The 26,263-nt window shown below is 71.3% G+C and carries 28 protein-coding genes and 1 tRNA gene; 12 read left to right on the forward strand and 17 right to left on the reverse strand.

The annotated features are described in order from the left end of the window. The first annotated feature begins 1 nt into the window (after position 1). From ACQUQ1_RS17460 to ACQUQ1_RS17480, 5 genes are all read left to right on the forward strand, one after another. Positions 2-994: an ABC transporter permease gene (locus ACQUQ1_RS17460; protein WP_435065583.1), complete on the forward strand. Its 993-nt coding sequence runs from the start codon at positions 2-4 to the stop codon at positions 992-994. Then, entirely contained in the window at positions 991-2,064 is a 1,074-nt protein-coding gene (locus tag ACQUQ1_RS17465) for an ABC transporter permease (RefSeq protein ID WP_435065584.1), read from the forward strand. Before ACQUQ1_RS17460 ends, ACQUQ1_RS17465 begins: the two co-directional genes overlap by 4 nt. Continuing rightward, complete coding sequence (locus ACQUQ1_RS17470) at positions 2,065-3,345, forward strand: ABC transporter ATP-binding protein (protein WP_435065585.1); 1,281 nt, start codon at positions 2,065-2,067, stop codon at positions 3,343-3,345. It begins immediately after the preceding gene. Then, positions 3,338-4,858, forward strand: coding sequence for an ABC transporter ATP-binding protein (locus ACQUQ1_RS17475; RefSeq protein ID WP_435065586.1), 1,521 nt, complete (start codon positions 3,338-3,340; stop codon positions 4,856-4,858). Before ACQUQ1_RS17470 ends, ACQUQ1_RS17475 begins: the two co-directional genes overlap by 8 nt. Before the next feature lie 179 nt (positions 4,859-5,037). Then, positions 5,038-5,319, forward strand: coding sequence for a hypothetical protein (locus ACQUQ1_RS17480; protein ID WP_435065587.1), 282 nt, complete (start codon positions 5,038-5,040; stop codon positions 5,317-5,319). 107 nt (positions 5,320-5,426) lie between these two features. On the opposite strand, the gene ACQUQ1_RS17485 is transcribed toward ACQUQ1_RS17480, so the two are convergent. Then, complete coding sequence (locus ACQUQ1_RS17485; RefSeq protein WP_435065588.1) at positions 5,427-6,230, reverse strand: creatininase family protein; 804 nt, start codon at positions 6,228-6,230, stop codon at positions 5,427-5,429. A gap of 287 nt (positions 6,231-6,517) precedes the next feature. Here ACQUQ1_RS17485 and ACQUQ1_RS17490 point away from each other — a divergent pair, with 287 nt between their 5' ends. Next, positions 6,518-6,748, forward strand: coding sequence for a hypothetical protein (locus ACQUQ1_RS17490; RefSeq protein WP_435065589.1), 231 nt, complete (start codon positions 6,518-6,520; stop codon positions 6,746-6,748). Positions 6,749-6,920: 172 nt separating this feature from the next. Here ACQUQ1_RS17490 and ACQUQ1_RS17495 read toward each other — a convergent pair whose 3' ends face one another. From ACQUQ1_RS17495 to ACQUQ1_RS17535, 9 genes are all read right to left on the reverse strand, one after another. Next, complete coding sequence (locus ACQUQ1_RS17495) at positions 6,921-7,739, reverse strand: FkbM family methyltransferase (RefSeq protein ID WP_435065590.1); 819 nt, start codon at positions 7,737-7,739, stop codon at positions 6,921-6,923. A 339-nt stretch (positions 7,740-8,078) separates the two neighbouring features. Next, positions 8,079-8,207 (reverse strand): hypothetical protein, encoded by a 129-nt coding sequence (locus tag ACQUQ1_RS17500; RefSeq protein WP_435065591.1) that lies wholly within the window; start codon positions 8,205-8,207, stop codon positions 8,079-8,081. A gap of 197 nt (positions 8,208-8,404) precedes the next feature. Then, a complete protein-coding gene (locus ACQUQ1_RS17505; protein ID WP_435065592.1) occupies positions 8,405-8,797 on the reverse strand; it encodes a PIN domain-containing protein in 393 nt (130 codons plus the stop codon). Further along, entirely contained in the window at positions 8,794-8,991 is a 198-nt protein-coding gene (locus ACQUQ1_RS17510) for a DUF7557 family protein (protein WP_435065593.1), read from the reverse strand. The genes ACQUQ1_RS17505 and ACQUQ1_RS17510 overlap by 4 nt, the downstream gene beginning before the upstream one ends. A gap of 129 nt (positions 8,992-9,120) precedes the next feature. Next, entirely contained in the window at positions 9,121-9,249 is a 129-nt protein-coding gene (locus ACQUQ1_RS17515) for a hypothetical protein (RefSeq protein WP_435065594.1), read from the reverse strand. Between the two features lie 62 nt (positions 9,250-9,311). Beyond that, positions 9,312-9,386: transfer RNA gene (locus ACQUQ1_RS17520), tRNA-Val, on the reverse strand. Positions 9,387-9,481: 95 nt separating this feature from the next. Further along, positions 9,482-9,757, reverse strand: coding sequence for a ubiquitin-like small modifier protein 1 (locus tag ACQUQ1_RS17525; protein WP_435065595.1), 276 nt, complete (start codon positions 9,755-9,757; stop codon positions 9,482-9,484). Positions 9,758-9,846: 89 nt separating this feature from the next. Beyond that, positions 9,847-11,157, reverse strand: a complete 1,311-nt coding sequence (locus tag ACQUQ1_RS17530) for a potassium transporter TrkA (protein ID WP_435065596.1) — start codon at positions 11,155-11,157, stop codon at positions 9,847-9,849. Continuing rightward, complete coding sequence (locus ACQUQ1_RS17535; RefSeq protein ID WP_435065597.1) at positions 11,154-12,389, reverse strand: potassium channel family protein; 1,236 nt, start codon at positions 12,387-12,389, stop codon at positions 11,154-11,156. Before ACQUQ1_RS17535 ends, ACQUQ1_RS17530 begins: the two co-directional genes overlap by 4 nt. Positions 12,390-12,499: 110 nt before the next feature. Here ACQUQ1_RS17535 and ACQUQ1_RS17540 point away from each other — a divergent pair, with 110 nt between their 5' ends. After that, positions 12,500-13,663, forward strand: coding sequence for an NAD-binding protein (locus tag ACQUQ1_RS17540; RefSeq protein WP_435065598.1), 1,164 nt, complete (start codon positions 12,500-12,502; stop codon positions 13,661-13,663). A gap of 44 nt (positions 13,664-13,707) precedes the next feature. On the opposite strand, the gene ACQUQ1_RS17545 is transcribed toward ACQUQ1_RS17540, so the two are convergent. Both ACQUQ1_RS17545 and ACQUQ1_RS17550 read right to left on the reverse strand, forming a co-directional pair. Then, positions 13,708-15,273 (reverse strand): universal stress protein, encoded by a 1,566-nt coding sequence (locus ACQUQ1_RS17545; RefSeq protein WP_435065599.1) that lies wholly within the window; start codon positions 15,271-15,273, stop codon positions 13,708-13,710. Between the two features lie 52 nt (positions 15,274-15,325). Next, positions 15,326-16,051, reverse strand: coding sequence for a nucleoside phosphorylase (locus ACQUQ1_RS17550; RefSeq protein ID WP_435065600.1), 726 nt, complete (start codon positions 16,049-16,051; stop codon positions 15,326-15,328). Between the two features lie 84 nt (positions 16,052-16,135). On the opposite strand from ACQUQ1_RS17550, the gene ACQUQ1_RS17555 reads away from it, so the two are divergent. After that, on the forward strand, positions 16,136-16,309 hold the full coding sequence (locus ACQUQ1_RS17555) for a hypothetical protein (RefSeq protein ID WP_435065601.1): 174 nt from the start codon (positions 16,136-16,138) through the stop codon (positions 16,307-16,309). Positions 16,310-16,445: 136 nt separating this feature from the next. Here ACQUQ1_RS17555 and ppk1 read toward each other — a convergent pair whose 3' ends face one another. Next, positions 16,446-19,007, reverse strand: a complete 2,562-nt coding sequence (ppk1, locus tag ACQUQ1_RS17560) for a polyphosphate kinase 1 (protein WP_435065602.1) — start codon at positions 19,005-19,007, stop codon at positions 16,446-16,448. Between the two features lie 221 nt (positions 19,008-19,228). Then, the gene (locus ACQUQ1_RS17565; protein ID WP_435065603.1) at positions 19,229-19,990 is read right to left on the reverse strand and encodes a metallophosphoesterase family protein; all 762 of its coding nucleotides are present in this window, start codon (positions 19,988-19,990) and stop codon (positions 19,229-19,231) included. A 210-nt stretch (positions 19,991-20,200) separates the two neighbouring features. Between ACQUQ1_RS17565 and map the strand changes: the two genes are divergently transcribed. Further along, positions 20,201-21,094, forward strand: coding sequence for a type II methionyl aminopeptidase (gene map, locus ACQUQ1_RS17570; protein ID WP_435065604.1), 894 nt, complete (start codon positions 20,201-20,203; stop codon positions 21,092-21,094). Positions 21,095-21,212: 118 nt separating this feature from the next. Here map and ACQUQ1_RS17575 read toward each other — a convergent pair whose 3' ends face one another. Continuing rightward, positions 21,213-21,413, reverse strand: coding sequence for a hypothetical protein (locus tag ACQUQ1_RS17575; RefSeq protein ID WP_435065605.1), 201 nt, complete (start codon positions 21,411-21,413; stop codon positions 21,213-21,215). A gap of 137 nt (positions 21,414-21,550) precedes the next feature. Between ACQUQ1_RS17575 and ACQUQ1_RS17580 the strand changes: the two genes are divergently transcribed. The 3 genes from ACQUQ1_RS17580 (at position 21,551) to ACQUQ1_RS17590 (ending at position 23,838) form a co-directional block, all read left to right on the forward strand. Continuing rightward, on the forward strand, positions 21,551-22,099 hold the full coding sequence (locus ACQUQ1_RS17580) for an HIT family protein (RefSeq protein ID WP_435065606.1): 549 nt from the start codon (positions 21,551-21,553) through the stop codon (positions 22,097-22,099). Between the two features lie 89 nt (positions 22,100-22,188). Further along, the gene (locus tag ACQUQ1_RS17585) at positions 22,189-22,776 is read left to right on the forward strand and encodes a GNAT family N-acetyltransferase (protein WP_435065607.1); all 588 of its coding nucleotides are present in this window, start codon (positions 22,189-22,191) and stop codon (positions 22,774-22,776) included. A gap of 48 nt (positions 22,777-22,824) precedes the next feature. Continuing rightward, positions 22,825-23,838, forward strand: coding sequence for a winged helix-turn-helix domain-containing protein (locus ACQUQ1_RS17590; protein ID WP_435065608.1), 1,014 nt, complete (start codon positions 22,825-22,827; stop codon positions 23,836-23,838). On the opposite strand, the gene nadC is transcribed toward ACQUQ1_RS17590, so the two are convergent. Together nadC and ACQUQ1_RS17600 are read right to left on the reverse strand one after the other, a co-directional pair. Continuing rightward, positions 23,817-24,623, reverse strand: a complete 807-nt coding sequence (nadC, locus tag ACQUQ1_RS17595; RefSeq protein WP_435065609.1) for a carboxylating nicotinate-nucleotide diphosphorylase — start codon at positions 24,621-24,623, stop codon at positions 23,817-23,819. The two genes, ACQUQ1_RS17590 and nadC, sit on opposite strands and share 22 nt — an antisense overlap. Next, positions 24,613-26,262 carry an L-aspartate oxidase gene (locus ACQUQ1_RS17600; protein ID WP_435065610.1) on the reverse strand — a complete coding sequence of 550 codons (1,650 nt, stop codon included), beginning with the start codon at positions 26,260-26,262 and terminating at the stop codon, positions 24,613-24,615. Before ACQUQ1_RS17600 ends, nadC begins: the two co-directional genes overlap by 11 nt. Between the last annotated feature and the right edge of the window lies 1 nt (position 26,263).

Below are 26,263 nucleotides of genomic sequence, written 5' to 3' on the forward strand. Positions count from 1 at the left end.
TATGGGCTACGGCCGATTTCTTCTGAAGCGCGGCGTACAGGGAGTGGGAGTCGTCTGGGGAGTCGTGACTGTGGTGTTCGTCCTGCGGTTCATCACGCCGGGGTCGCCGATCGACACGGTGGCGCCGCTGGACGCCAGCCAGGAGACGCGACGACGGATCGCAGAGGAGCTCGGCCTGAACGAGCCGCTGTACGTTCAGTACCTGGACTACCTCTGGGAGCTCCTCCACGGGAACATGGGGTACTCGTACATCTCGAGCATCCCCGCGTCGGTGCAGGTGTTCCAGAAGCTGCCGGCGACGCTGGAGCTGGCCGTGGCCGCGAGCGTCGTCGCCGTCGCGCTGTCGATCCCGTTGGGGGTGATCTCGGCGACGCGCCGGCACGAGCCGGCCGACTACGCCGCCACGACGTTCTCGCTGCTGGGCATCTCGACGCCGAACTTCTGGCTGGGGATCATGCTCGTGTTGATCTTCTCGGTCGAGTTCAACGTCTTCCCGACCAGCGGACGCGCACACGGGTTCGTGGAGTCGCTGGCGGCGATCACGGGACCGGCACCGTTCTTCGAGGTGACGACGGAGTGGATCGCCTCGCTGTTCCTGCCGGCGATCACGCTGGGGACGTACTTCACCGCGCTCATCACTCGGCTGGTCCGCTCGGGCATGCTCGACGAGCTGTCGGAGGGGTACGTCCGTGCGACGCGAGCGAAGGGGTTACCCGAGACGCTCGTCCGCTACAAACACGTGCTGCGTAACACGCTCGTCCCGGTGGTGACCGTCCTCGGTCTCCAGCTGGGGACGCTCATCGGCGGCGCGGTCATCACGGAGGCGGTGTTCGCCTGGCCCGGCCTGGGCTCGGAGATCATCCGCGCCATCAACGCCCGCGACTGGCCGATCCTCCAGGGGAGCCTCATCGTCATCGGGACGGGGTTCGTCCTGCTCAACATCGCGGTGGACGCGCTGTACGCGTACCTCGACCCGCGGGTGGTGGCGGAATGAAGATCGGTCCGCTATCGATCTCGCCGCGGACGGTCCGCAACCTCCGCAAGGAGTTCCGCTCGTCGGGGCTCGCACGGATCGGCGTGGTCCTCGTGGTCGTCGTCGTGCTGGCGGCGGTGTTCGCGCCGATGATCGCCCCGCACAACCCGCGGACGCAGGACCTCGACCGGGCACAGCTCCCGCCGCTGGGGTTCACTGACACCGAGGAACAGACGCGCACCGAGATGGTGAACGGGAGCGTCCAGACGGTGACGACGAACGTCACGGTGAACGCGACGGCCGAGCATCCGCTGGGGACGAACTCCCTCGGGCAGGACATGCTCTCGCGGGCCATCTACGGCGCGCGGACCTCGCTGCTCGTGGGGCTGCTCGGCACCGTGTTGGCCGCGGCGCTCGGCGTCACCGTCGGGCTCGTCGCCGGCTACTACCGCGGCCGGGTCGACGACCTGCTGATGCGTACGGCGGACGTGTCGCTGGCGTTCCCGTCGCTCGTGCTCGCGATCGCGCTGATCGGGCTGTTCAGCCGCTTCCAGGCGGACGTCGCCGTCGCGGTCAGGGACCCGCTCGTCACCACCGGGGTGGCGGGATCGTTCCGCGAGGCGGTCGGCCTGCCGACGCCGATGCCCGAGACGTTCGTGTTGCCGACGGTCGTCATCCTCGTCGTCGGCTTCGTCAACTGGGTGTGGTTCGCGCGCATCGCGCGCGGCGAGGCGCTCTCCATCCGCGAGGAGGAGTACGTGAAGGCCGCGCGGGCGCTCGGCGCCAGCGACGTGCGCGTCGTGTTCCGGCACGTCCTGCCGAACGCGATCACGCCCATCCTCGTGCTGGCGACGATCCAGGTCGCCGCGATCATCCTGCTGGAGTCGGCGCTGTCGTTCCTGGGGTTCTCCGGCACGACGCTCTCGTGGGGCTTCGACATCGCCCAGGGACGCGACTACCTCTCGTCGTCGTGGTGGATCGCGACGGTGCCCGGGCTGGCGATCGTGCTCTCGGTCATCGGGATCAACCTCGTGGGCGACTGGCTCCGCGACGCGCTCGATCCCGGCATCGAGGGGGAGGGGGGACTGTAGATGAGCGACTCCACCTCCACCCCCACGGCGGATGCCGAGTCCGGCACCGGTGCCGCCGCCGAGACCGCCGGCGCGCCGGAGGGGCACGCGGACGACGTCCTCCGGGTTCGAAACCTCTCCACCCGGTTCTTCACCGAGGAGGGCCAGGTGAACGCCGTCGAGTCGGTGGACTTCACCGTCCGCGACGGCGAGGTGTTCGGCATCGTCGGCGAGTCCGGGTCGGGCAAGTCGGTGACGGCGCTGTCGCTCATCGACCTCGTCGACTCGCCCGGGCGGATCACGAGCGGCGAGGTGTGGTACCGCGACGCCGACCTCGCCGACGAGTTCCGCGACGACCGTCCGGCGGCCGTCGACGGCGACTTCGTCGACACGCGCCGCCTCCCCGAGGGCGTCCGTCGCGCCCTGCGCGGGCCGGCGTTCTCGACGGTGTTCCAGGACCCGATGTCGTCGCTGAACCCCTCGATCACGGTGGGCGAACAGATCGCCGAGGCCGTCGAGGTGCAGCGGCGCGCCCGCGCGAACCCGCGGCGCACCCGCTCGCGCTCGCAGGGGTACGGGCTCGGCCGGATGGTGGTCGACACGCTCCTCCCGAACCGTGGCTACACCTCCGAGTCGAGCATGAACCGCGCGATCGAGTTGCTCGAACAGGTCGGCATCCCGGACCCCGCCGAGCGCGCCGACGAGTACCCCCACCAGTTCTCCGGCGGGATGCTCCAGCGCGCGATGATCGCGCAGGCGCTGGCCGGCGAGCCGGACGTGCTGATCGCCGACGAGCCGACGACCGCGCTCGACGTGACGATCCAGGCGCAGATCCTGAACCTCCTGCGCGACCTGCAGGAGGAGGAGGGCACCTCGGTGGTGTTGATCACCCACGACCTGGGCGTTATCGCGCGGATGTGTACCCGCGTGGGAGTCATGTACGCTGGCCAGATCGTCGAACGCGGAACGCTTCCGGACGTGTTCGAGTCGCCCGTCCACCCGTACACGCAGGGGCTGATCGGGTCGATCCCCGACCTCGACGACCCGGCGCCGCGCCTCCAGCCGATCGAGGGGAACGTCCCTTCGCTGCTGGACGAAGAGATGGGCGGCCGGTGCTTCTTCGCCGACCGCTGTCCGAAGGCGATGACCGACTGCCTCCAGCCGATCCCCGAGTACGACGCCGATCCGGGGAGCGACGAACACGCCGCCCGCTGCGTGCTCACCCGGCGTGAGTTCGCGGAGGCGGACGCGCTCCCGGCGGACCACTTCGGGCGGAACGAGGGGGTGCGCGGCGATGAGTGACCGCCGGCGGGGGGCGCCCGACGCCGCCTCGACCGCCGGCCGCGAGGCCGGCGAGGAGCCCCTGCTCCGGGTGCGCGACCTCAAGAAGTACTACTTCGAGGACGACTCGCTGTTCGACCGTCTGCTCGGGCGCGAGCCCACGAGCGTGAAGGCCGTCGACGGGGTCGACCTCGACGTGTACCCCGGCGAGACGCTCGGCGTCGTCGGGGAGTCCGGCTGCGGGAAGTCGACGACCGGCGAGACGCTGTTGCGCCTGCGGGAGGCGACCGCGGGCACCGTCGAGTTCGACGGCGAGGACGTCATGGAGATGTCCGGTGAGGAGCTGACGCGGTTCCGCAAGCGCGCGGGCATCGTCTTCCAGGACCCGTTCTCCAGCCTCGACCCGCGGATGACCGTCGGCGACATCGTCGGCGAGGGGCTGAAGATCCACGGCCTCCCGGAGGAGTCGCCCGACGACGGGCGCTCGAAGCGCGAGTGGCGCCGCGACCGCGCGATGGAGCTGCTCGAACGCGTCGGGCTCTCGGCCGACCAGATCGACCGCTACCCGCACGAGTTCTCGGGCGGACAGCGCCAGCGCGTCGGCATCGCCCGCGCGCTCGCGCTCGACCCGGAGTTCGTCGTCCTCGACGAGCCGGTCTCGGCGCTCGACGTGAGCGTGCAGGCACAGATCCTCAACCTCCTGGAGGACCTCCAGGAGGAGTTCGGGCTGACGTACCTGTTCATCGCCCACGACCTCTCGGTCGTCCGCCACATCTGCGACCGCGTCGCCGTGATGTACCTCGGCGAGGTGGTCGAGACCGGCGCGACCGACGACATCTTCGAGTCGCCCAAGCACCCCTACACGGAGGCGCTGCTGGAGTCCGTCCCGCGCGCGTCCGTGGAGGAGCAGGGCCGCCGCGTCGACGCGCTGTCGGGCGACGTTCCCTCGCCGCGCGACCCGCCGTCGGGGTGTCACTTCCGGACGCGGTGCCCGAAGGTGATCCAGCCCGTGACCGTCGACATCCCGCAGGAGCAGTACCGCGGGGTGATGGACCTCCGGGACCGCCTCGAACGGCAGGGGTTCTCCGCGGAGTCGGTCTGGGACACGCTCGCGAGCGAACACGACGGGGACGAGCCGTTCGAGCGCGACCCGGTCGCGTTCAAGCGCGCGCTCCGCGAGGAGTTCGACCTGGGGGGCCTCTCCGGGGCGACCATGGACACCGTCGAGGACGCCCTCGAGATCCTCGCCAACGGGCGGGAGGAGGAGGCCGCCGACCGCCTCCGCGACGCGTTCGCCTCCCCCTGCGAGGAGGAGGACCCCGTCCTGACGGGCCACCCCCACGCCGTCGCGTGTCACCTCTACGCCGACGAGGAGTACGACCGCGACCTCGACCCCGAGGAGGTCGGGAACGCGTTGGGGGGCGTCGCGGGGATGGACGGCGCCGCGGGGATGGACGGCGCCGGTCCCGCGGACGTCGACGAGGACGGCAGGGACGCCGACGGCGCCGGACCGTCGAACGCAGACGGGCGGTAACGGTCGCCGCCGCGTCCCGATCAGAAACAAAGCCTCAGCGAAGTCGATGAACGGTCTGCCCGATCCTCGGCCCGTCGTGAAACGACGGACGGTCCCGCAGTGTCGCCGGTGAAAGGTCCGAACCGTCCCGAATGCTCGTCATACTATTTGTGGGGAGGGGTGCATTGAGAAGACGAGCGATGACCCCCTCCACTCCCATTCCCTCCGTCTCCCGCGTCCGAGACGCGGTGTCGAAGCCGGCCGACCTGAAGGAGGCCCTTACCGGCGCCGCGGTGCCGGGGGCGACCGCCGCCCTGGGCCCGGTCCGCGCCTTGGCGTTCTACGCAGCCATCGTGTTGCCGTTCGTCTACCTCCCGCTGCTCGCCGGCGGCGTCTCGACGGACGGGTTGGTCGTGATCGTCGGCCTCCTGCTGGCCAACGCCGCGGCCCTCGTCCTCGGCCACGATCACGGGTCGGCGTAGGTCCCCCGGCACGAGTCGACGACCGACGCAGTCGGTCCTCGCCCCCGTTCACTGACGTTCTCCGTCGGGCCCGGTCCGCCCGACCGCGCTGATCCCGCGCCGAGCCGTCAGTCGACGGGCCCGTCGCCGCCGTCGAGTCCCCCGAGCGCGTTCACGAGCTGTGTGACCTTGCCGACAACGTCCTCGACCATCGCCTCGCCCTTCTCGCGGGTGGCGACCGTCGGGTCGCCGAGGGCGCCGGTGGGCGTCAGCTCGTCCATCCGGTCGGCCGAGAGAGCCCAGCCGACGCGGTTGTCGCCGTACGCGTCGTAATCGGTCATCGGGAGCGCGTCGTCGGGGGCGTCGACGGCCTCCGCGCGCTCCATGTCGACGAGGTCGGGAAACAGTTCGAGCATCATGCTGGTCTCGAACTCCGAGGCGTGAAACGACACCTCGCTCGTCCGGACCGCCGTCGCGGCGTCCTCGAACCCCGAGACGAGGGGGACGTGGAACGCCCGCACGTCGTGGTCGTTCGTGAGTTCGCGCACGACCACGTCCAGCTCCGGGTCCTGCACGAGGTAGTGGCCGTTGACGAGCAGGACGTTCTCGACCCCCCACTCCCCGGCGGACACGCAGACGTCCCTGACGTAGTGCCGGAACGTCTCGCTCTCGACCGTGAACGTTCCGGGTTTGAACGTGTGATGCGGGCTGACGCCGTACCAGACGGGAGGAGCGAGCAGGCAGCCGGTCCGTTCGGCGACGCGTTCGGCGACGGCCTCGGGCATGTACACGTCGACCCCGAGGGGCATGTGATGGCCGTGCTGTTCGGTGCTCCCGACCGGAAGGAGCATCGTTCGCGTCTCCTCGACGGCCGCCTCCACCTCCCGCCACGTCATCTCCGCGAGGCGATGGATGTCGTCGGTTCCGGGCACGTACGACCGACACACGCCGGTCGGCTTAATGTGTCGGACGTACCTTCGTGAAGGGATTCGCCACCTGGGACGGCGTACTCCTCGATGTGTGCGTCCGTCAGTCTCGGTTCTCGTGTTCGCGGCCCTCGGTCGGACCGAACGGCAGTGAGTGATCGACAGAGACGATGCAGATAACGGGTACGTTACTCGGCGACAGTATCCCTCGAATGACACGGATACCGCGGTAGCGTGAAATTATTTTCATAACCCTGCTTCGGTAAGCAGCTCCTACGCCGAGTGTGCTCCCCATGTCACTGAAACAGAAACTAGGAACGAACGAGAACGCCCTCGATCAGGTAGCCGGGATCACCGGCTTCGGATGGACGGCCTCCGCGCTCGGGTATCTGGGCACGGTGATCGGCTACAGCAACACCCTGGTCACGAACCCGCAGTCGCTTCTGTACCTCGGCGGAACCCTGTTCATCGCGACGCTCGGGCTCGACCGGCTCAAGGACGGCCGGACAAGCGAGGGGAAGTAGCGGAAACCGCGCCCTACCGCCGTCCGATCTCCCGGTCGGAACGGGGGAACGGCTGTTCAGCCTCGCCTGACGGTCGCCCCGTCGGATCGCCGCGTCGCTACCGCCGGCGACGGGTCTCCGTGCCGCCGGCCCGGACGCGCCGGAGTTCCCCGTCGGCGGGTACCTGTCCGGGTCACCCGTTCGCGGACGGGGACACGGAGCGCTCCCCGACGAGAAACGTCTCGCCCTTGCCCTGTCGGACGGTGTGTTCCGAGACGGCGAACCCGTGGGACGCCAGTGCGTCACGGACGGCCGTCACCGACGACCCCTGTGAAGCGAGCCGGTCGGCGTGCGTCTCACAGTACACCGCCCGGCAACGGGAGTCCGACAGCGTCGAATCCAACCCGTCGAGCACCGCCGATTCGGCCCCCTCGACGTCGATCTTGAGAACGGTCGGTCGAGGGAGACCCTGCTCGGTGACGAACTCGTCACCCCGTCTCGTCTCCACGGTGACCCTGTCGAGCCCCTCGCTCGGGTCGGAAACCAACGAATGGCCGGCCGAGCCGATCTCGTCCAGCGTGACGTTCAGTTCCGCGCTCCCGGTCGAATCGGCGAGCGCACACCGGAACACGGTGACCTCCGCCCCGTTCAGTTCGACGTTCTCCTCGAGGCGGTCGGCGTTGGCCGGATGGGGTTCGAACGCGAACACGGGGCCGGAGACTGCGTCGGCCACGAGACACGAATACAGCCCGATATTGGCGCCGATGTCGTAGAAGACGTCGTCGGGACGGAGGTCGGAGACCAGTCGGGCGAGCACCGGCCGCTCCTCGACCGGGTTGAGATCCGTCCACTCGTTGTAGGTCGGGATCAGAAACCCCGCCCGGGCACCCTCGACCTCGACCTCGCACGTCTCGCCGGCGAGCCTGTATCGGGAACGGCGGACGGCTCGATAGACGGGACGGACCGCCGGTTCGAGACCCAGCGACTTGACGGCGGAACGGACTATCTGCATGTCCCACGACAGGATCACCCGCCGAATCAACTTTTGTACCAATTGTCTGTTCGCCCCCGGTCGGTTCGGATCCGGGAAGACTCCAAGAAGAGGGTGCAGGGACAGCGTGGACCATCGGCTATGACATCGGAGAGATCACCTACGCGTCTATCACCGGCTCCGTGTTCTCGCGCACGCCGGCTTCGTGGATTACGTCGCTCGCGAAAGGCTGGAGGACCGCTGGGTTATCACTGACTGGGGTCGTTGGGCATTCGATAGAGCATCAGTAGATCCAGCAGAATACGACTTGGATTGTAAGATCAAATAGACAATTTCACCAGCTTGTATCTCAGTAAAATCTCATTTCCAACTCAGGTGGTGAACATTTGACCCGCTCTTTCGTTCGGTCTTCACCGTGATCTCCTCGTAGTCCGGAACGCCGAGGGTGAGAAAAGATCCAAGTCTCCAAGCCTCGATCGGCTCAGACATGTGTGATTGGACTTCCCCAGCAGTCACCCTTCGCTTTCCTTGTTTCAGTAGTTGGATACAAGCTTGCTCGATATTTTTGAGAGGTCCTTATCAACCATACCAGTCAAGCGGCATTTGGTGATGGTAAATCATTCGCGCCAACCCTCAAGACTGAATCGCGGTATTTGACCGATTGTATCTCTGTAAAACGCTGCTCGTTACTCACGCAAGTTGGTCACGGTGAGGTGCGACTCCAGCACGTCCGTCTGGAAGTCGCTATCCGCGACGACGAGGTGGTCGCCGGTCGAGCGTGCCGTCGCGGCGATGAGGAGATCGCGGGCGGCCATGCGCTGCCCGTCGTCGAGGAGCTGGTCCTGAAGCCGAGCCGCTTCGAGCGCGAGCGACTCGGTCAGATCGAGCGCGGTCACACCGCCGAAGTCCTCGCGAGCGGCCGCCACGTCCGTCGATCCCGCACCGAGTTTCCCCTCCAGCACCTCGTACACGCAGATCGTAGACGTGAGGTACGGCCCGCCTTGGTCCTCGACGAACGCGACCGTCTCCTCGACGCCCGCGAGCATGTCGATGATGACCGAGGAGTCGAGGAACGTCACCGCTCGAAGCTCTCCCGCGACCGGTCGACCGCGTCACGCGCACGCTCCGCCTCCTCCTCGGACCACGCGCCGACGGTGATCGGCTCCTCGTTGTTTGCGAGCCGAGCGAGGAACTCGTCCCACGTCTCGTCGTCTCGCTTCAACTTCGACAGTTTCCGCTTCGTCTCGTCGGTCACTCGGATGCTGGTACTCATGCGTATGCGTACTGCATACATCGTGGAGAACGTTTCGGGGCCTGTCCTACTGGCGGACCGTCGAGAGGAACTCGTCGAGCGACTTGCCGGGGGCGTGGTCGTCGGTCGACGGCGGTGTCCGGCTTCCGCTCACGGCGAACACCTCCCGTCGTCGAGGGCGAGACACCGCTGTCCTGGCTCCTCGATGTAGCAGCCACAGATGTCGCAGATCGGCGGTGTCAGGTCGTCGAGGTCGACCGACGAAGCGGTGCGACTCATGGGTTCACCCCGCTGTAATAAGGGATGTCGCTACGTGGAGCGATTTGCCCTTTTAAAACGAATGGGTTGGGGCGGATTTGAACCGCCGGCCTCCTCCATGTCAAGGAGGTGTCATAACCGGACTAGACTACCAACCCGACCGGCCTTTTCCCGCACTCATCGATTCCGCAGGGACACAATTAAGGCTTCCGAAAGGCCCTCGATCCGTCGCGCCGTCCCACGGTTTCGGAGCTCACCCGCCGCTGACGGGCGGGAACAGCGCGAGCTCGTCGTCGTCGTCGACCGGCGTGTCGAGCCCCTCGGCCTCGCGCACGTCCCGGCCGTTCCGGAGGAGGTTGACGTGGCCCCTGAGCGAGCCGTCCTCGTCGAGGACGCGCGTCGCGAGCGCCGGGTACGCCTCCAGCAGGGCGTCGAGCGCCTCGCCGACGGTCGCCGCGTCGGGGGCCTCGACCGTCGGCTCGGACTCCCCCGCGGCCTCCGCCAGGTCGGCGAACAGCTTCCAGTCCATACCCACCGGTCCCCGTTGCCCGGGCAAGAGCGTTGCGCCGGCGGCGACGCGGCCCCCACGGGTCGCGCCGCCGGCGTGGACCCGGTCAGTCACTGCCCCGCCGTCTCCGTCTCCGCCGGTTCGGCGGGGTCGCCGCCGGGTTCGGCAGCCTCGGCACGCCGCTCCAACACGCGGAGCGTCTCCGGGCGGGCGACGAGATACACCGTCTCGCCGGCCGAGAGCGGCCGCCCGCGGGCCGGGATCGGTTCCACCGAGCCGTCGGTCCCGCCGACGGCGACGACCGCCCCGTCGACGTCGCCGACGGTCGCGCCGTCGAGGGCGCTCGCGGCGCCGACGGTGACGACTCCCATCGTCTCGTCGGACACCCGGAGGATCGACGCGAACTCGCGGTCGGCGCGGGGGCTCGCCGGCAGCGTGAGCAACCGGTACTCGCCGTCCGCGTCGAACGCGTTCGCGTCGGACTCGTCCACCGCCAGCGTCACCACGTCCCCCGCAGTCGCCCGCAGTTCCGCCGTGGCGACCCGTTCGGCCTCGCGGGCGCCGACGCCCCCGTCGTCCGTCCCGGGCGCCGTCTCGTCGGTCTCGGGCGAGGGCTCGGGCAGGCGCCACACCTGCACGGCGTCCCCCGGGCCGGCCCCGTTGGGCGGGTCCGCGCGCACCGCGACCGCGCACGCGCCGGGGCCCAGCGTCGGTCCGATGCCCGCGACGCGCCGCCCGACGCCGAGGTGGACCACGTCGTCCCCGTCGAACTCGGCGTCGACGTGGCCGACGCCGTACTCCTCCTTCAGCCGGGTGACCAGCCGGTCGCGCAGTTCCGCGTCCGACAGCCGGCGGGGGAACAGCAGCGTCTCGCCCGCGAGCCGCTCCTTCGTCGCGTCGTCCACCGGGTCGTAGCCGTCGATGTCCGCGATCTCCTCGGGGAGGTCGACCGTCCGGATACGGCCGACGGTCCGCGCGAAGCGGCTGAGGTCGCCCTCGACGCGCTCGCCGCCGGCGACGGCCGTCACGTTCGTCGCGAAGCGATCGCCGGCACGTCGACCGACCGGCGCGGCGGCGGCGGCGACCAGCAGGCTGACGACGTTCCGGAGGACCGTCATCGGCGCGAACGGGTCGGCGGTGGCGACGCCCGCCGTGGGGATCACCGTCGAGAACAGCCCGACGGTGTTGAGGTACACCGCGACCGTCGCAACCCCGAGCAGGGTGGTGAGCCCGCGGGGGACGGGCTCGCTGACGTACCAGCGGTAGGCCGCGGCGCCGGCGGCCGCGACGAGGAACGACGCGACGGCGAACCCGACGAGGCGGGGCGCGTCGACCGCCGCCAGGAACTCGACCGCCGACTGGAGCGGCGCCGCGGGACCGACCGTCGCGGCCGCGGCCGTCCCGGCGCCGGTGCGGCTCACGACGCCACCTCGCGCCCGAACCGGTCGAGGTCCTCGCGCGTCCCGACGGCGATGAGGTCCGCGCCCGCCGAAGGGGCCACGTCGCCGTCGGGCGCCAGCCGCCACCGGGCGCCGTCGCGGACCGCGAGGACCGCCACCCCGTACTCGTCGCGGACGGCCGCCTCGCCGAGGCTCACGCCGTCGAGCGCGCCGCCGGCGCGCACGCCCATCCGCCGGAACCGCTTGCCGGCCCGCCGCAGCAGCGACAACAGCTCGAACTCGCGTCTGGTGCCGCGCGAGCGGACGACCGCCCGTCGCACGTCGGCGCCGAGGAGCCGCGTCGCCGCCGCCCGGTCGACCGCGACGGTGAGCCGGCCGTCGCCCCCCGCCGTCGTCGGCGAGGAGCGTGGGACGGCGGCGTCCCCGTCGCCGTCCCCGCCCCCGTCCGGCTTGGCGGACGCTTCCTCCTTCTTCGCGCCGTCGGTCCGGGCGGCGACGACCGTCCCGTCGACCGCCTCGCCGTCGCCGGTCACGACCGTGACCTCGTCGCCGCGGGCAAGCCCCGTGGGTAGCAGGGCGGGCACGGAGACGGCGCGCTTCCCGTCGGGGACGCGCCCGGAGACGCCCGCGAGCGGCGGGGCCGCCGCGACGGTCGCGTGCCCGCGCTCGTCGAGGCGGACCGTCACCTCCGCGAGGTCGAACTCCGCGCGGAGGCGCTCGGCGACGGCCGCCTCCAGTTCGCTCAGGGGGAGGTCGGCGTCGAAGTCGTCCGCGAACGACCGGACCGACGCGCGCAGGTCCGCCGGGAGCGCGGGGTACCCCTCGATGTCGGCGACGTCGCCGGCGACGGTGACGCGGACCTGACCGCGCCCGCCCGCGAGGTCGATCGCGTCCGTCGACAGCGTGCGCTCGGTGAGCTGTCTGAGCGTGAGGCGCTTCGGGAGCGACGACCCCATCGCGTCGCCCTTCGCGTGGGCGTACAACGAGATCATCAGGACGACGACGATCGCGATCAGGAGGGCCGTCCCGTTGGCGGAGTCCCGGATCGTCCGGTCGTTGAGCGCGAGCAGGCCCCCGTTCACCCCCGCGATCGCCAGCGAGAGGACGACGACGCCGAACCCGGGGATGGAGACGCCGGTGAAGTACTTGAACACGAAGCCGAGCGTCCACGCGACGAGCGCGGGGACGACCCCCGTTAGCAGGCCAAGATAGAGGCCGAGGAGGACCTGCACGGGGAGCGAGGACGCGACCATAGGGTGTCGCTAACGCCGGGCGTACTAATCCCTACCGACGCCGGCGGGGACCGAGCGGTTCGGCGCGCCGGGTCGCACCGTTTATATCGGTCCGTCGGCTGGCACGTTGCATGGCAGGCTGGCGTGACCGGTTCGGGGGACGCGCGGCGGTGTGGCTCACCAGCGCCGCCGCGTTCGTCTCGGTCGCGCTCGGGATCGCCAACATCGCGACGACCCCGCGGGGGCCGCTCGTCGACGTGCTTCCCCCGGAGATCATCCAGACGGCGGGGTTCACCGGCGCGCTCACGGGCTTCCTCCTGTTGCTGTCGGCGTACGGGCTCCGGCGCGGGCTCCGGGGGGCGTGGTACTCCTCGGTCGTCCTGCTCCCGCTGTCGGCCGCGCAGGGGCTGTTGCAGGCGAGCGAGCTGTCGTACCCGCTGGTCGTGCTGTCGCTGCTCGCGCTGCTCGTGGTCGCGGCGAACCGCCGCGCCTTCGACCGCGCCGTCGACTTCACCGCGACTCAGTGGGCCGCGACGGCGGCGCTGGTCGGGTCGCTCGCGTACGGCACCGCCGGCACCTACGCGCTGCGGGAGGGCTTCCCGAGCGTCTCCACCCCGACCGACGCGCTGTACTTCACGGTCGTCACGGCCTCGACCGTCGGCTACGGCGACGTGACGCCCGCGACCCAGCTGGCGAAGGCGTTCGTCATCTCCTCGCTCGTGCTCAACGTCGCCAGCTTCGCGGTCGCGCTCGGGGTGCTGTTCACCCCGGCGATCGAAGCCAGACTCACCACCGCCCTCGGACGCATGACAGAGAACACGCTCGACATCCTCGAAGACCACGTCCTCGTGCTCGGCTACGGGGAACTGACCGAACCGATACTCGAAGAACTGGACGAGGCCGGCGTCGACTACGTCGTCATCACGCCCGACGAGAGCGTCGGCCGGCTGCTGCGCGAGCGGGAGGTGAACGTCCTCACGGCCGACCCCTCCGACGAGGAGCCGCTCGAACGCGCCCGCATCGGCGCGGCCCGCGCCGTCGTCGCCGCGACGAACAACGACGCCGAGGACGCGCTCGCGATCCTCACCGCGCGGCAGCTCAACCCCGAGGTGTCGATCGTCGCCGCCTCGACCGAGCGCGAGAACGTGACCAAGCTCAAGCGCGCGGGCGCGAACACGGTCATCTCCCCGGCGACCATCGGCGGCCACCTCCTCGTGGAGTCGGCGCTCGGGGCCTCGGATACGGAGGCGGTCGCCGACCGGCTGGTGGAGGACGGGGCGAGCGCGGACGAATAAGCCGGCCGGGGTCCCGAGCGGGCAGGACGCCCGCCCCGTCCCGCTCACCCCACGTCCGCGCGGTCGACCACTGCCACGTCGCACTCGAGGTCCCGGACCTTCCGGAACGTCGGCGGCGAGACGATCCGCGAGGCGGCAGAGCGGTCCGCCGAGGAGCCGAGCAACACGAGGTCGTACGCGTCCGCGTTCGCGTCGAGGAACTCCAGCACGTCGGCGCGTGCGACCCGGGTCTCGATCGGCCGGTCGGCCGTCTCGACGACGTTCGCCAGCCGGTCCTCCGCGCGACGGCGTTCCCGCTCGCTGTCGATGCACGTACACGCGGAGACGGTGCCGTCAGCGCCGGCGAGGCGGCCGGCGAAGTCGACCATCGCGTGGGCCGAGTCGCCCGCGCGGGCGACGAGCACCAGCACGCGGCGCCAGGACTCGCGGCCGTCCCGGGACCGGTGGGCGACCGCGTCGGTCGGCCCGCGGAACACGGCGCGGACGAACGGCGAGAGCAACCCGAGCTCCTCCTCGTAGGGCGTCACGATCAGGTCGCAGTTCGCCTCCCGCGCCACCGACCGGAGGGTCGCGGTCTCCTCGCCGGCGGCGATCACGACCTCGCAGGGCACGCCGGCCCGGGTTCGGACGCGCTCGGCGTGGGCCTCGAGTTCGCTCGCGGCGGTCGCGGCGTCGGTCCGCGGCGCCTCCCCGGCGTCGCGTTCGACGCCATCGTGTTCGGGATCGTCGTGTTCGGCACCGTCGCGTTCGTCCTCGACCCGGTCGTCGTGACCGCCGTCATCCCCGGCGAGGGACGCGTTCCGCCGCGACGCCTTCCCTTCGTCGTCGACGACGTCGAGCAGGACGACCTTCCCGGCCTCGTGTGCGGCCGCCAGCCGGGCGCCGAACATCGCGGTCGCGGCGGCGTGCTCGCCGCGCATCGGGACGAGCACGTGGTCGTCGCCGCGGACGGTCCCGTACAGCAGCGAGGCGCGCTGCTCGTAGAACAGGCTCCGCCACGCGGCGAAGACGGCCGCGACCAGGATCGAGGCGATCAGCGTGAACAGGACGTACAGCTCCGCGCGGCCGGGCGCCGCCAGCGACAGCAGCGCCGCCGAGTACGCGGCCGGCTCCTCGACGTCGAACGCCCACGTGACGGCGCCCGCGAGCAGGATCGCGAAGGCGGCGGCCGCCGGGCTGACCGGGGCGGCGGAGCCGGGAAGCGCGAGGTCGATGACCCCGAGCGCGACCCACCCGCAGGACGCCCCGCCGGTGAGCCCGAGGACGAACCGGACCGGGTCGGCGTACCGGCCCTCCGGGTCCGAGAACAGCGTGTAGGTGCCCGACGCCAGCGGCGGGAACAGCAGGAACGAGAACAGCGGGGTCGCGTTCGAGAGGGCCGTGACCGCCGCGACCAGCAGCGGGACGAACACCAGCGCCGACAGGTGGACGAGGTTGTCGGTGTCCTCGACCCACCGGCGGAGCTCGCTCGCCTCCCGGCGCTCGACTCCCCGGAGCCACCGCCGGGCGCGCCCGACCGCCTGGCCGACCCGCGAGGCGACTCGTCGGACCGCGCTGGCGTCGGCGGCGTCGGCCGGGGCGTCCGGCCCCGACCCGGCGTCGGCGGGCATGGTTCCGTGCTGTCAGTGGTCGCGGGTGTTCGGGCGCTATCGGTGCGAGTCGCTACAGCGACGCGACGGCGTCGAGCGCGATGTCGATGGCGCGCCCGACGTTGTTCTTCGCCTTCTCCGGGAGCTCCTCCTCGGAGTCGGCGCCCTTCTGCGTTCCGGCGACGAGGTTGCCGTCGGCGGTGCAGATGGCGCCGGCGTTCATGCCGCGTCGGCGCGCCAGCGAGAACACGGCCGACGCCTCCATTTCGATCGCGAGCAGGCCGGCCCGCTCCCAGTCGGCGACGTACTCGTCTGACTCGTTGTAGAAGGCGTCGTCGGAGACGATGGGACCGACGTGCACTTCCTCGTCGTTGGCCTCCGCGGCGTCGACGAGCGCGGTGAGCGTGTCGTAGTCGGGGACGGCGGGGTACGTCTCGGACTCGTAGCGCTTGCTCGTCCCCTCCTCCTTGGCGGAGCCGGTCGCGACGACCATGTCGCCGATCTCCACGTCGGTCTGGAGGCCGCCGCAGGTACCGACCCGGATCACCGTCTCGACGCCGACGTTGTGGAGCTCCTCGACGGCGATGGCCGCCGAGGGGCAACCGATCCCCGTCGAGCAGATCGTGAGGTCGACCCCCTCGTAGACGGCGTTGACGACGCGGTACTCGCGGTTCTCGGAGACGAGTTCGGACTCCTCGCAGTGATCGGCGATGCGGTCGACGCGGTCGGGGTTGCCCGGGACGAGCGCGACCTCGTGGACGTCTCCCTCGTCGACGAGCAGGTGGGGCTGGTTGGCCATACCGTCGCTCCCCCCGCACCTGGCAAAAAGCCCGCGATGCGCGAACCGGGGAGGCTTGAAGTCCTCGGCGCCCCGGGAGTCGGCATGGACATCTCGGAGCCGACGGACGCGCTGACGGTCGGGGTCGGCGTCGGCGCGGTCGTCGCCCTGGTCACCTTCGTCGCGGAGTTCCCGCTCGCGTTCGCGGTCGGCACCGGCGGGTTCGCCGCGATCGTCGTGAGCGCGGTGCTGCTGGGGCGGACGATGGAGTTCGAGTAGCGCGGGGCCGAGCGAGCCCCCGGAGGGCGCCGGCGAGGTCCTCGCGCCGAGCCGGCCACGGACGGGTGCGGAGTCGGACGAGTGACGGGGTGACCGAGCCGCCCCCGGCCGTCGCACCGGCCCGTCCGCGTCGGCGTCACGGGTCGCCGACGTCGGTGTACACCTCGTCGAGGTCGACCTCCGGCTCGCGTCCGGGGTCGCTTTTCGACGACGGTGGGTCGCCCTCCGGCGCCGATCGGCGGGCGCGCTCCGCGAGGCGCTCGTGGGTGTCGAGGACCGGTGCGCCGTCGGCGGGTTCGAGTTGAGCGTAGCTCCCGTCCGACCGCATGATCCACCGGCGGCGGTTGTCGGCGAGCATCGTCGCCAGCACGGTCTCCAGCTCCGCCCTGATCTCGGGGTCGTCGACGGGGACGACGGCCTCGACCCGGCGGTCGAGGTTCCGCGTCATCCAGTCGGCCGAGCCCACGAAGTACGCCGGATCGCCCCGCCCCTCGCCGTTGGCGAAGAAGAAGATCCGGGAGTGTTCGAGGAAGCGCCCGACGACGCTGTGGACGCGCACGCGCTCTGAGAGCCCGTCGATACCGGGCCGGAGCCGACAGATCCCGCGGACGATCAGGTCGATCTCGACCCCGGCGCGCGCGGCCCGGTACAGCTCCCGGACGATCTCCGGGTCCTCCAGGGCGTTCATCTTGGCGACGATCCGGCCGTCGCCGCCCCCGCGGGCGACCTCCGCCTCCCCGCGGATCAGCTCGGTCATCCGGTCCCGGAGGTTCTCCGGGGCGACGAGCAGGCGGTCGTACTCCCGGTGGCGCGCGTGGGTGGTGAAGGAGTTGAACAGGTTCACGAGGTCGCCGCCGATCGCCTCCTCCGCGGTGAACAGCCCGAGGTCGACGTACCCCTTCGCGGTCTCGGAGTGGTAGTTGCCGGTGCCGACGTGCGAGTACGTGGCCACGTCGCCGTCCTCCTCCCGGACGACCAGCGCGACCTTCGAGTGCGTCTTCAGCCCGATGGTGCCGTACGCGACGTGGATCCCCTCCTCCTCCAGCCGCTTGACCCACCGGAGGTTGTTCTCCTCGTCGAAACGCGCCTTCAGCTCGACCATCACCGCGACCTGCTTGCCGTTCTTCGCGGCGTCGATCAGGCTGCCGATCACCTTCGAGTCCGGCGCCGTACGGTAGATGGCGGCCTTGATCGCGAGCACGTCCGGGTCGTGAGCGGCCGCATCGAGGAACGACTGGACGGTCCCGGCGAAGGAGTGGTACGGGTGGTGCACGAGCACGTCCCCGCGGCGGAGTTCCTCGAACAGCTCCGCGGGGCGGTCGGCGTCGACGTCGTCGAACCGGGGGTGTCGTTGCGGGGTCCAGGGTTCGAGCCCGAGGTCCGGCCGGTCGAGGTCGGCGACGGCGTCGAACCCGTCGAGCGCGAGCGGCTCCGGCCGGGCGAACGTCTCCCGTTCACTCACGTCGAGGTGTTCGACCAGCAAGTCGCGTACCTCCTCGGGCATGTCGTCGGCGACCTCCAGCCGGACGACGGTCGCGAATCGGCGCTGTCGGAGGACGTCCTCGATCATCTCGATGAGCCCCTCGGCGACCTCCTCGTTGCGGCGCACCTCCGCGTTGCGCGTCACGCGGAACGTCGACGAGTGGGTCACCTCGGCGTCGGGGAACAGCGCGTGGAGGTTCGCCTCGATCAGCCGTTCGAGCGGGAGGTACCGCGTCGGCTCGTCGTCGTCCGCCGCGATCGCGGCGTCGGCGGTGCCGCTCCCGCCGGGATCGGCACACACCGCGTCGACCGGGACGAGCCTCGGTCGGTTCTTCGGGACCTTGATCCGCGAGAACCGCTCGGCGCCGTCCTCGTCGCGGGTGATGACCGCCACCGACAGCGAGAGGTTCGAAATGAACGGGAACGGATGCGCTGGGTCGAACGTCAGCGGCGTCAGGGTCGGCATCACCTGTCGCTCGAAGTGCTCGCGCAGTCGCTCGCGCTCGTGCTCGGAGAGGTCGTCCCACGACTCGATCCGGATCCCCGCCTCGCGGAGCGCGGGCTCGACCGAGTCGGCGTAACACCGCGACTGCCGCTCGAAGATGTCGCGGGCGTGGTCGAGGACCGCCTCCCACTGCTCTCTCGGGGTTCGACCGTCCGGGGTCGTCTCGCTGACGCCCGCGGCGAGCTGCTGTTTCAGCCCACCGACCCGCTTCATGAAGAACTCGTCCATGTTCTTCGTCGTGAGACCGAGGAACCGCACGCGATGTAACAGCGGGTTCCGGTCGTCCTCGGCCTCGTGGAGGACGCGCCGCTGGAACGAGAGTTCGCTGAGCTCCCGGCTCAGTTGGAGGCGCGGGTCGTCGCGCTCGGCGTCGGGGTCGACCGGCCCGTCGGCGACCGGGGCCGTCTCCGCGCCGACGGTCGCCCACGGGACCGGCGACTCGCCCGTTCCCTCGTCCTCACCCGGTCGGGGCGCCGCCGTCCCCGGCTCGGTCGACCGCGCGAGCGCCGCCAGGGTCTCGTCCCGCCCGAGCCCCGCCGGGGCGTCTCCTCCGGCCGTCGGCGGCGTCCGCTCGGTTTCCGCGGGCTCCCCGTCCGTCTCCCCGTCGGCCGGTCCGTCGACCGGCGCGTCCGTCGCATCGCCCTCCTCGTCGGTCGCTCCGTCGGCAGCCTCCGGGTCCGTCTCCGTCTCGCGAGTCGGATGGTCGGTCATCTCGTCCGGGATACCGAGTTCTCTCCTCGCGGAATTGTAAGCGTTCCCGTCATATCCGTATAGTACGATATCGAGTCGTACTGTCGGCTATGTAGACCGTACGTCCGAACCGTGTTCAGTAGTATCAGATATCGAATACGGATGGAACCGACGTGATACTCGGGGCGATCGTGACCCGGCGAAACGGGCGGACGGAGAACCGATGTGGTCCGGGTGCCGGGTCAGTCGGACTCTCCCGGAACCGGAGCGGCGGCCGGCTCGGAGCCGTCGGCGCGGAACGGCGGGTCCAGGATCTTCCGATCGGTACGCTCCTCGGCACTCGCGTCCGGGGACACGGAGTGAAGCGTGTCGCGGCGCCAGTCGTAGGCGGTCAGTTCCCCCCCGTACACGCAGCCGGTGTCGAGGCCGACCGCGTACTCCCGGACGACCGGTCGGGCGAGGACGGTGTGGCCGAAAAACACCCGGTGGGGGCCCGCGTACTCCTCCCACCAGTACGGTCGGTCGCCGTAGCTCCCGCCAGGGACGAGCGACCGCGCGTTCTGGAGGTCGTCGACCGAGTGGTCCGCGAGCGGGCGCCGCGGGTCGACGCCGCCGTGGACCACCAGCGCGCCCGGACGGGCGCCCTCGCCGGCCCACGAGACGGCCACGGGAAGCGAGGCGATCCAGTCGAGGTCGTCGTCGCTCAGCTCGGGGAGCTCCTTCTCGCCGCGGAGGAGCTTCTCCTCGTTGTTGCCGCGGACCGAGCGGAGGTTGTCGGCGCCGCGAACGCGGTCGACGACGGCCGCGCTGTCGGGTCCCTTCCGGACGAGGTCGCCGACGATGACGACGAGGTCGTCGTCGGTCACGCCGAGGTCGGTCAGCAGCCGATCGAACGGCTCGGAACAGCCGTGGATATCGCCGACGACGTACACGTCGTTCCACTCGTCGACGTCGACGCGGCGGTGCTGCGACGCGACCTCCGGCCCGAAGCGCGGCGCTCTCATTGACGGTTCACGGTCGTGCAGACACAAAAACGCCGCCGAATAGGACTACTGTGAGGGTTGTAGACAGGGGGAGGCCACTGCGTGCCAGCCGAACGACCCTGTCGCGTGGGCGTGAACGGGTGCGACCGACGACCGGCGATCCCGAGCGGTCGCGGACGGCCCGTCCGGCGTTGCGCAATCCCTTTCCCCGGCTCAGTCGAACGGACTCCCATGAGTACCCTCGACGAGGACGTGCTGGCGAAGTACCGCGAGGCGGGCGAGGTCCTGACGACCGTGATGGAGGAGACGCGGGAGCTAGTCGAGCCGGGGGCGACCCACCTGGAGGTCGCCGAGTACGCCGAGGAGCGCATCCGCGAGGAGGGCGCCGGGATCGCGTTCCCGGTGAACGTCTCCGTCGACGAGGAGGCCAGTCACGCGACACCCGAGCGCGACGACGCGACGGAGTTCGGCGACGACGTGGTCTGTCTCGACATCGGCGTCCACGTCGACGGCTACATCGCCGACGCCGCGGTGACGGTCGACCTCGCCGGCGAGACCGAACTGGTCGAGGCCGCCGAGCAGGCGCTGGAGGCCGCCGTCGACGCCGCGGGGCCGGGGGTACCGGTCGGCGAGATCGGCGCCGAGATCGAGGACGTGATCGAGGCGTACGACTACACCCCCGTGTACAACCTCTCGGGCCACGGCGTCGAGCGCTACGACGCCCACACCGGGCCGAACGTGCCGAACCGCGGCGTCGACCGCTCGGTGGAACTGGAGCCCGGGCAGGTCGTCGCCATCGAGCCGTTCGCGACGACCGGCCGCGGGAAGGTGGGCGAGGGCAACGACGAGGAGATCTTCGAGGTGACGGGCGACGCGTCCGCCCGCAACCGCGCGGCCCGGCGGGCGCTCGAACAGGCCGAGGCGTTCGACGGGCTCCCGTTCGCCGCGCGGTGGCTCGACTCCTCGCGCGACGAGATGGCGCTCCGGCGGCTCACCCGCCAGGGCGCGGTGAAGGGGTATCCCGTGCTGAAAGAGCAGGACGGCGAACTCGTGAGCCAGGCCGAGCACACCCTCGTCGTCACCGAGGACGGCGTCGAGGTGACGACCGAGGGGCTGTTCGCGTAACGACGGTCGTTCGGCGGGCGAGTCGTCGAGAACGGGGAGGTCCCCGGGCCGCTCCGGGTCGGCCGCGCGGGATGGTCTCGCGTGCAGGCAGGTTGGTCTCGGGTGCAGGCAGGTGGGTCTACGCGTTGTTCATGCGCGTGGCGCGCTCGGCACCACACTCGCTGCAGGTGGTGATCCGGTACGGCTCGCGTGAGAACTCGGCGTTCTCCTCCTTCTGGCTCTCCGTGCGGATCTCGACCCGCACGTCGTGCGTCGTTTCCCCGCCGCAGTCCGTACACCGCTCGGTGACGCGTTCGGGGTCGGAGGGTTGGGTCGCCATGCGTCCCCGCGTACGACAGTAACCCCGATAAAGGTAGCACGTTGCTCATAAGCGTTTGCCCGAACGTCGGCGAGCCGACGTGTTCCCCGCGTGACCCGCCGCGAGGGGTTCAAGGGCCGGCACGCGGACAGCGGGGTATGGACCAGGTGTTCGCGCCGTGGCGGATCGAGTGGGTCGAACGCGACGCGGGGGAGGACGAGATCGACGGCTGTCCGTTCTGCGTCCTTCCGAACCGCGAAGACGACCGCGCCTCGCGCATCGTCGCCCGGAGCGAGCGCGCGTTCGTCCTGCTCAACAACTACCCGTACAACCCCGGCCACGCGATGGTGATCCCGCGCGTCCACGAGGGGGAGTTCCCCGCGCTCGACGACCCGACGATGCTGGAACACGCCCGCCTGAAGGCGCGGACGATGCGCGCGCTGGAGGACGCGCTCGGGCCCGCCGGCCTCAACGCCGGGATGAACCTCGGCGGCGCGGCCGCCGGCGGGTCGATCGACGACCACCTCCACACCCACGTCGTCCCGCGATGGGAGGGGGACACGAACTTCATGCCCGTCGTCTCCGACACGAAGGTGATCGTCGAGGCGCTCGACGACACCTGGGAGCGCCTCCGCGACGCCTTCGCCGGGCAGGAGGGGGCCCGGGTCGGCGACGAGGACGACGCGGTCCGGATCGCGTTCGACTGACACCGCGGAGTTCCGGTCGTCCGTCCCCCGACCGTGACGACTTGACACGGCGACCGAACCGTGAAGTGGCGACCGTCGCAGGCGACGGCATGGAGGTCCGCCCGCTCCGGCGCGACGAGGTCGAGTCGTTCGTCGAGGACCTGTGGATCCCGTTCGAGCGCGAGGCGGCCGCCGACGAGCCGTTCCACCCCCTCGTCGACGACCTCCGGACGCCGGGGATCGACCACCGCGAGGACCGCCTCGCCGACGAAAACGCCGCCGACCTCGTCGCGGTCGTCGACGGCGAACGCGTCGGCTTCGCCTCGGCATCGCGCGAGGCGACGGCGCCGATCTTCGACCGCGGGCCCGACTGTCACGTCTCGGAGCTGTACGTCGCCGAGTCGCACCGACGCGAGGGCGTCGCGACGGCCCTCCTCGACGCCTGCGTGGAGCGGGGCCGCGAGTGGGGCTGTGAGACGGCGTCGATCGCAGTGGCCGCCGGCAACGACGCCGCCCTGGCGCTGTACGAGCGCGAGGGGTTCGAGGTTCGTCGCCGCCGGCTGTCGCGCGGGATCGGCGGCGAGGACGGCTCCGGCAGGGGCGGCGCCGGGGGCGGTATCGGCGACACCGGGAACGACGACCTCGACGGAGACGGCGGCGACGAGGGCGACTCCGCCGCCGGCGCCACGCGACCGTGACGCCGTCCCGGCCCAACGGTTTTATCGGATGACACCACACGTCCGAGTATGAGCAGATCCGCGGAGGAGGCCGCCGACCACGCCGACGAGGCGGACCTCGACCCGGCCGAGGCGTTCGCCCTGCTGGGCAACGAGACCCGCATCGATATCCTCCAGGCCCTCCACGAGGCGACGACCGCGCGCGAGGACGACACGCCCGTTCCGTTCTCGGAGCTGTACGACCGCGTCGACCTGGACGACAGCGCACACTTCAACTACCACCTGAAGCAGCTCCTCGACCACTTCGTCCGGAAGGTCGAGTGCGAGGGCGTCGACGCCCCCGACGACTGCAGCGAGGGGTACGCGTTCCGCACGCCCGGCTGGAAGGTCGTCCGCTCGGTGTTCGCGGGGACGTTCACCGGCCGGAGCGAGCTGGGCCCGTTCGACGCGCCGGGCGCCTGCTACGAGTGCGGCGGCGACCTGGAGGCGACGTACGCGAACGAGCTGCTCACCATCGCCTGCGAGGAGTGCGGGCGGACGCCGGTGAACTACTCGTTCCCGCCGGGCGGACTGGCCGACCGAACGCCCGAGGAGTTCCTCGACGCCTTCCACCACCACGTCCGGCACCACTACTGCCTGGCCGCCGACGGCGTCTGCCCGGAATGCATGGGCCGGATGGAGACGACCGTCGAGACGGACACCGCGGTTCCCGGCCAGGAGGTCGCGGTACGACACGTCTGCGAGCGGTGCGACAACCGCCTCACCTCGGCGGTCGGGGTGAACCTCCTCGACACTGCCCCGGTGTTGACGTTCTTCTCGGAGCGCGGCGTCGACCTGACGACCGAGCCGTTCTGGACGCACCCGTGGACCGTCAGCGACGTGCACACGACCGTCGTCGGCGAGGACCCCCTCCGGATCCGGCTGGACCTCCCCTGCGACGGCGACGTGCTCCGGGTGACCGTCGACGAGACGCTGGAGGTACTCGACGCGGAGGAAGTGGACGCGGAGGAGCCGCCCGCCGAACGGTCGGAGTCGGAGGAGCCGCCCGCCGACGCGGCCGCTCACTCCGTCCGGAACGAGTAATCCAGCGACGGCGCGGAGTGGGTGAGCGACCCCATCGAGATCACGTCCGCTCCGGCGTCGGCGTAGTCGGGCACCGACTCGACGGTGACACCCCCGCTGGCCTCCGCGAGCACCCCCGAGGGCAGCGACTCGACGCCCCGGCGGACCTCGTCGGGCGACATGTTGTCGAGGAGAACGATATCCGCGCCCGCGTCGGCCGCGCGGGCGGCGTCGCTCGGGTCCTCCACCTCGACCTCGACGTCCGTCGCGAAGGAGGCACGCCCGCGGAAGCGCTCGACGGCCCCCTCCAGGCCGAGTTCGGCGACGTGGTTCTCCTTCACCATCACCATGTGGGAGCAGTCGAGGCGGTGGGTGTCGCCGCCGCCCGCCGCGACTGCCCGCTTCTCCACCCCGCGAAGGCCGGGCGTGGTCTTGCGCGTCGCGGCGACGCGAACGTCGCCCGAGACGGTCCGCGCGGCGTCGACGGCCGCCCGGGTGGCGGTCGCGACACCCGAGGCGTGGCCGGCCACGTTGACCGCGACGCGCTCGCCCCTGAGCGTCGCCCGCGCGGGCCCCGCGGTCCGCAGCACCGTCCCGCCGGCCGCGACCCGGTCGCCCGCCTCGACCGCCGCGGTCGCCTCCACGCCGAGGTACTCGAACACGCGGACCGCGGCGTCGAGGCCGGCGGCGACCCCGTCCTCGCGGGCGACCAGCCCCCCCTCCGCGTCGCCGGGGACGTCGTTCGTCACGTCGTGGTGGCCCAGGTCCTCGCGGAGCCAGGACTGGATCGTCGCGTCAGTCAGCACGGCCGTCACCTCCGGGCTCGACGGCCGCGTCGGCGGCTCCCGTGTCAGACCCCGCCTCCGGCCCCGGCGCCGCGACGCGGTGACAGCCGGCCGACGGCGCCTCGACGGCCTCGCGGGCGATCAGGAGGGCCGTGACGGTCGCGTTCCGGAGCTCGTACAGCCCGCGGCTCGTCCGCGTCCGGGTGTAGGCGTCGACCTCGCCCTTCAGCCGCCGGAGCGTCCCCGCGGCCGCGGCCATGCGCTCCGGGTGGCGTTCGAGCCCGAACGCCTCACCCGTCGTCGCGCGGAGCCGGCGGAACTTCTCGCGGGCGAAGCTGTCCGGGAGGGCCGGGTCGCTGTCGCGGGGCGTCGGCGGGTCGACGGGCTCCCCGACCGGGTCGCGGTCGGCGGCGTCCGCGCCGGCGCGCCGGCCCCACACCAGCCCCTCAAGCAGGCTGGTGGAGGCGAGCCGGTTCGCCCCGTGGACGCCCGTCCGGGCGCACTCGCCGGCGGCGTACAGCCGGTCGAGGGACGTCCGCCCGCGGTCGTCCACGTCGACGCCGCCGCACAGGAAGTGCTCGGCCGGCCGCACCGGGAACCCGTCGGCAGGGTCGACGCCGCGGTCGAGACAGTCCGCCGCGAGCCCCGGGAACGTCCCGGCGAAGTCGACGTCGGAGACGTCGAGTCGGACCCCGCCGGTCCGCTCGCGCTCGCGGGCGACCGCGCGAGCGACGACGTCGCGCGGGGCGAGCTCGGCGTCCTCGTGGACCGCGGGCATGAACCGCTCGCCGTCGGCGTTCACGAGCCGCGCGCCCTCGCCGCGGACGGCCTCGCTGATCAGCGGCGACCCGGCGTCGAGATCCCCGACGGCGGCCGCGTCGGTGTCCAGCGCGGTCGGGTGGAACTGGACGTACTGCATGTCGCGCACGGCCGCGCCGGCGAGGGCGGCCATCGCGACGCCGTCGCCGGTCGCGTCCGCCGGCCCGGTCGCCTCGGGGTAGAGCGCGCCGATCCCCCCGGTGGCGAGCACGGTCGCGTCCGCGCGGACGAGCGCCGCGGGGGCGCCGGCCTCGCCGTCGCCGTCCGTGGTCGCCTCCACGAGCGCCCCGGTCACCCGTCCCTCGTCGACGACGAGGTCGAGGGCGGCGGCGTCCTCGCGGAAGCGGACCCCGGAACGCTCCCGGAGGTGGCGGAGGAACGGTCGGAGGACGTGTCTGCCCGTCCGGGCGTCGACGTGGAGCACCCGCCGCTCGGAGTGGGCGGCCTCGCGGTGGAGGTCGAAGCCGCCGGCGCCCGCTCGGTCGCCCCCGGCCTCGGAGGCCGCGTCCCCCGCCCGGTCGAACGGGACGCCGAGCGTGTCGACGAGGACGTCCTCGACGGCCCCGCGGGCGTCGCCCACGAGCGTCTCGACGGCCGCGGGGTCGCACTCGCCGTCGCCGGCGGCGCGGATGTCGGCGGCGAAAGCGTCCGGGTCCGAGCGCGTGACGGCGATGCCGCCCTGGGCCCAGTCGGTGGCGGCGTCGGCGGGCTCGCTCGCCTTCGTGACGACGAGCACGTCCGCGCCGGCGCGGGCGGCCGCCAGCGCCGCCGCACAGCCGGCGATCCCGGAGCCGATCACGAGCACGTCGCAGTCGGTCGCGGGGAGGCTCGCGTCGGCCATC

It is taken from the genome of Halobaculum sp. EA56 (genome assembly GCF_051195075.1).
Taxonomy (GTDB): Archaea; Halobacteriota; Halobacteria; order Halobacteriales; family Haloferacaceae; genus Halobaculum.

Excerpts from the sequence above, each read along its gene's own strand:
- ACQUQ1_RS17460 (WP_435065583.1), top strand. The coding sequence starts at position 2 with ATGGGCTACGGCCGATTTCTTCTGAAGCGCGGCGTACAGGGAGTGGGA.
- ACQUQ1_RS17465 (WP_435065584.1), top strand. The coding sequence starts at position 991 with ATGAAGATCGGTCCGCTATCGATCTCGCCGCGGACGGTCCGCAACCTC.
- ACQUQ1_RS17470 (WP_435065585.1), top strand. The coding sequence starts at position 2,065 with ATGAGCGACTCCACCTCCACCCCCACGGCGGATGCCGAGTCCGGCACC.
- ACQUQ1_RS17475 (WP_435065586.1), top strand. The coding sequence starts at position 3,338 with ATGAGTGACCGCCGGCGGGGGGCGCCCGACGCCGCCTCGACCGCCGGC.
- ACQUQ1_RS17480 (WP_435065587.1), top strand. The coding sequence starts at position 5,038 with ATGACCCCCTCCACTCCCATTCCCTCCGTCTCCCGCGTCCGAGACGCG.
- ACQUQ1_RS17490 (WP_435065589.1), top strand. The coding sequence starts at position 6,518 with ATGTCACTGAAACAGAAACTAGGAACGAACGAGAACGCCCTCGATCAG.
- ACQUQ1_RS17495 (WP_435065590.1), bottom strand. The coding sequence starts at position 7,739 with ATGCAGATAGTCCGTTCCGCCGTCAAGTCGCTGGGTCTCGAACCGGCG.
- ACQUQ1_RS17500 (WP_435065591.1), bottom strand. The coding sequence starts at position 8,207 with ATGTCTGAGCCGATCGAGGCTTGGAGACTTGGATCTTTTCTCACCCTC.
- ACQUQ1_RS17510 (WP_435065593.1), bottom strand. The coding sequence starts at position 8,991 with ATGAGTACCAGCATCCGAGTGACCGACGAGACGAAGCGGAAACTGTCG.
- ACQUQ1_RS17515 (WP_435065594.1), bottom strand. The coding sequence starts at position 9,249 with ATGAGTCGCACCGCTTCGTCGGTCGACCTCGACGACCTGACACCGCCG.
- ACQUQ1_RS17525 (WP_435065595.1), bottom strand. The coding sequence starts at position 9,757 with ATGGACTGGAAGCTGTTCGCCGACCTGGCGGAGGCCGCGGGGGAGTCC.
- ACQUQ1_RS17535 (WP_435065597.1), bottom strand. The coding sequence starts at position 12,389 with ATGGTCGCGTCCTCGCTCCCCGTGCAGGTCCTCCTCGGCCTCTATCTT.
- ACQUQ1_RS17540 (WP_435065598.1), top strand. The coding sequence starts at position 12,500 with ATGGCAGGCTGGCGTGACCGGTTCGGGGGACGCGCGGCGGTGTGGCTC.
- ACQUQ1_RS17545 (WP_435065599.1), bottom strand. The coding sequence starts at position 15,273 with ATGCCCGCCGACGCCGGGTCGGGGCCGGACGCCCCGGCCGACGCCGCC.
- ACQUQ1_RS17550 (WP_435065600.1), bottom strand. The coding sequence starts at position 16,051 with ATGGCCAACCAGCCCCACCTGCTCGTCGACGAGGGAGACGTCCACGAG.
- ACQUQ1_RS17555 (WP_435065601.1), top strand. The coding sequence starts at position 16,136 with ATGGACATCTCGGAGCCGACGGACGCGCTGACGGTCGGGGTCGGCGTC.
- ppk1 (WP_435065602.1), bottom strand. The coding sequence starts at position 19,007 with ATGACCGACCATCCGACTCGCGAGACGGAGACGGACCCGGAGGCTGCC.
- ACQUQ1_RS17565 (WP_435065603.1), bottom strand. The coding sequence starts at position 19,990 with ATGAGAGCGCCGCGCTTCGGGCCGGAGGTCGCGTCGCAGCACCGCCGC.
- map (WP_435065604.1), top strand. The coding sequence starts at position 20,201 with ATGAGTACCCTCGACGAGGACGTGCTGGCGAAGTACCGCGAGGCGGGC.
- ACQUQ1_RS17575 (WP_435065605.1), bottom strand. The coding sequence starts at position 21,413 with ATGGCGACCCAACCCTCCGACCCCGAACGCGTCACCGAGCGGTGTACG.
- ACQUQ1_RS17580 (WP_435065606.1), top strand. The coding sequence starts at position 21,551 with ATGGACCAGGTGTTCGCGCCGTGGCGGATCGAGTGGGTCGAACGCGAC.
- ACQUQ1_RS17585 (WP_435065607.1), top strand. The coding sequence starts at position 22,189 with ATGGAGGTCCGCCCGCTCCGGCGCGACGAGGTCGAGTCGTTCGTCGAG.
- ACQUQ1_RS17590 (WP_435065608.1), top strand. The coding sequence starts at position 22,825 with ATGAGCAGATCCGCGGAGGAGGCCGCCGACCACGCCGACGAGGCGGAC.
- ACQUQ1_RS17600 (WP_435065610.1), bottom strand. The coding sequence starts at position 26,262 with ATGGCCGACGCGAGCCTCCCCGCGACCGACTGCGACGTGCTCGTGATC.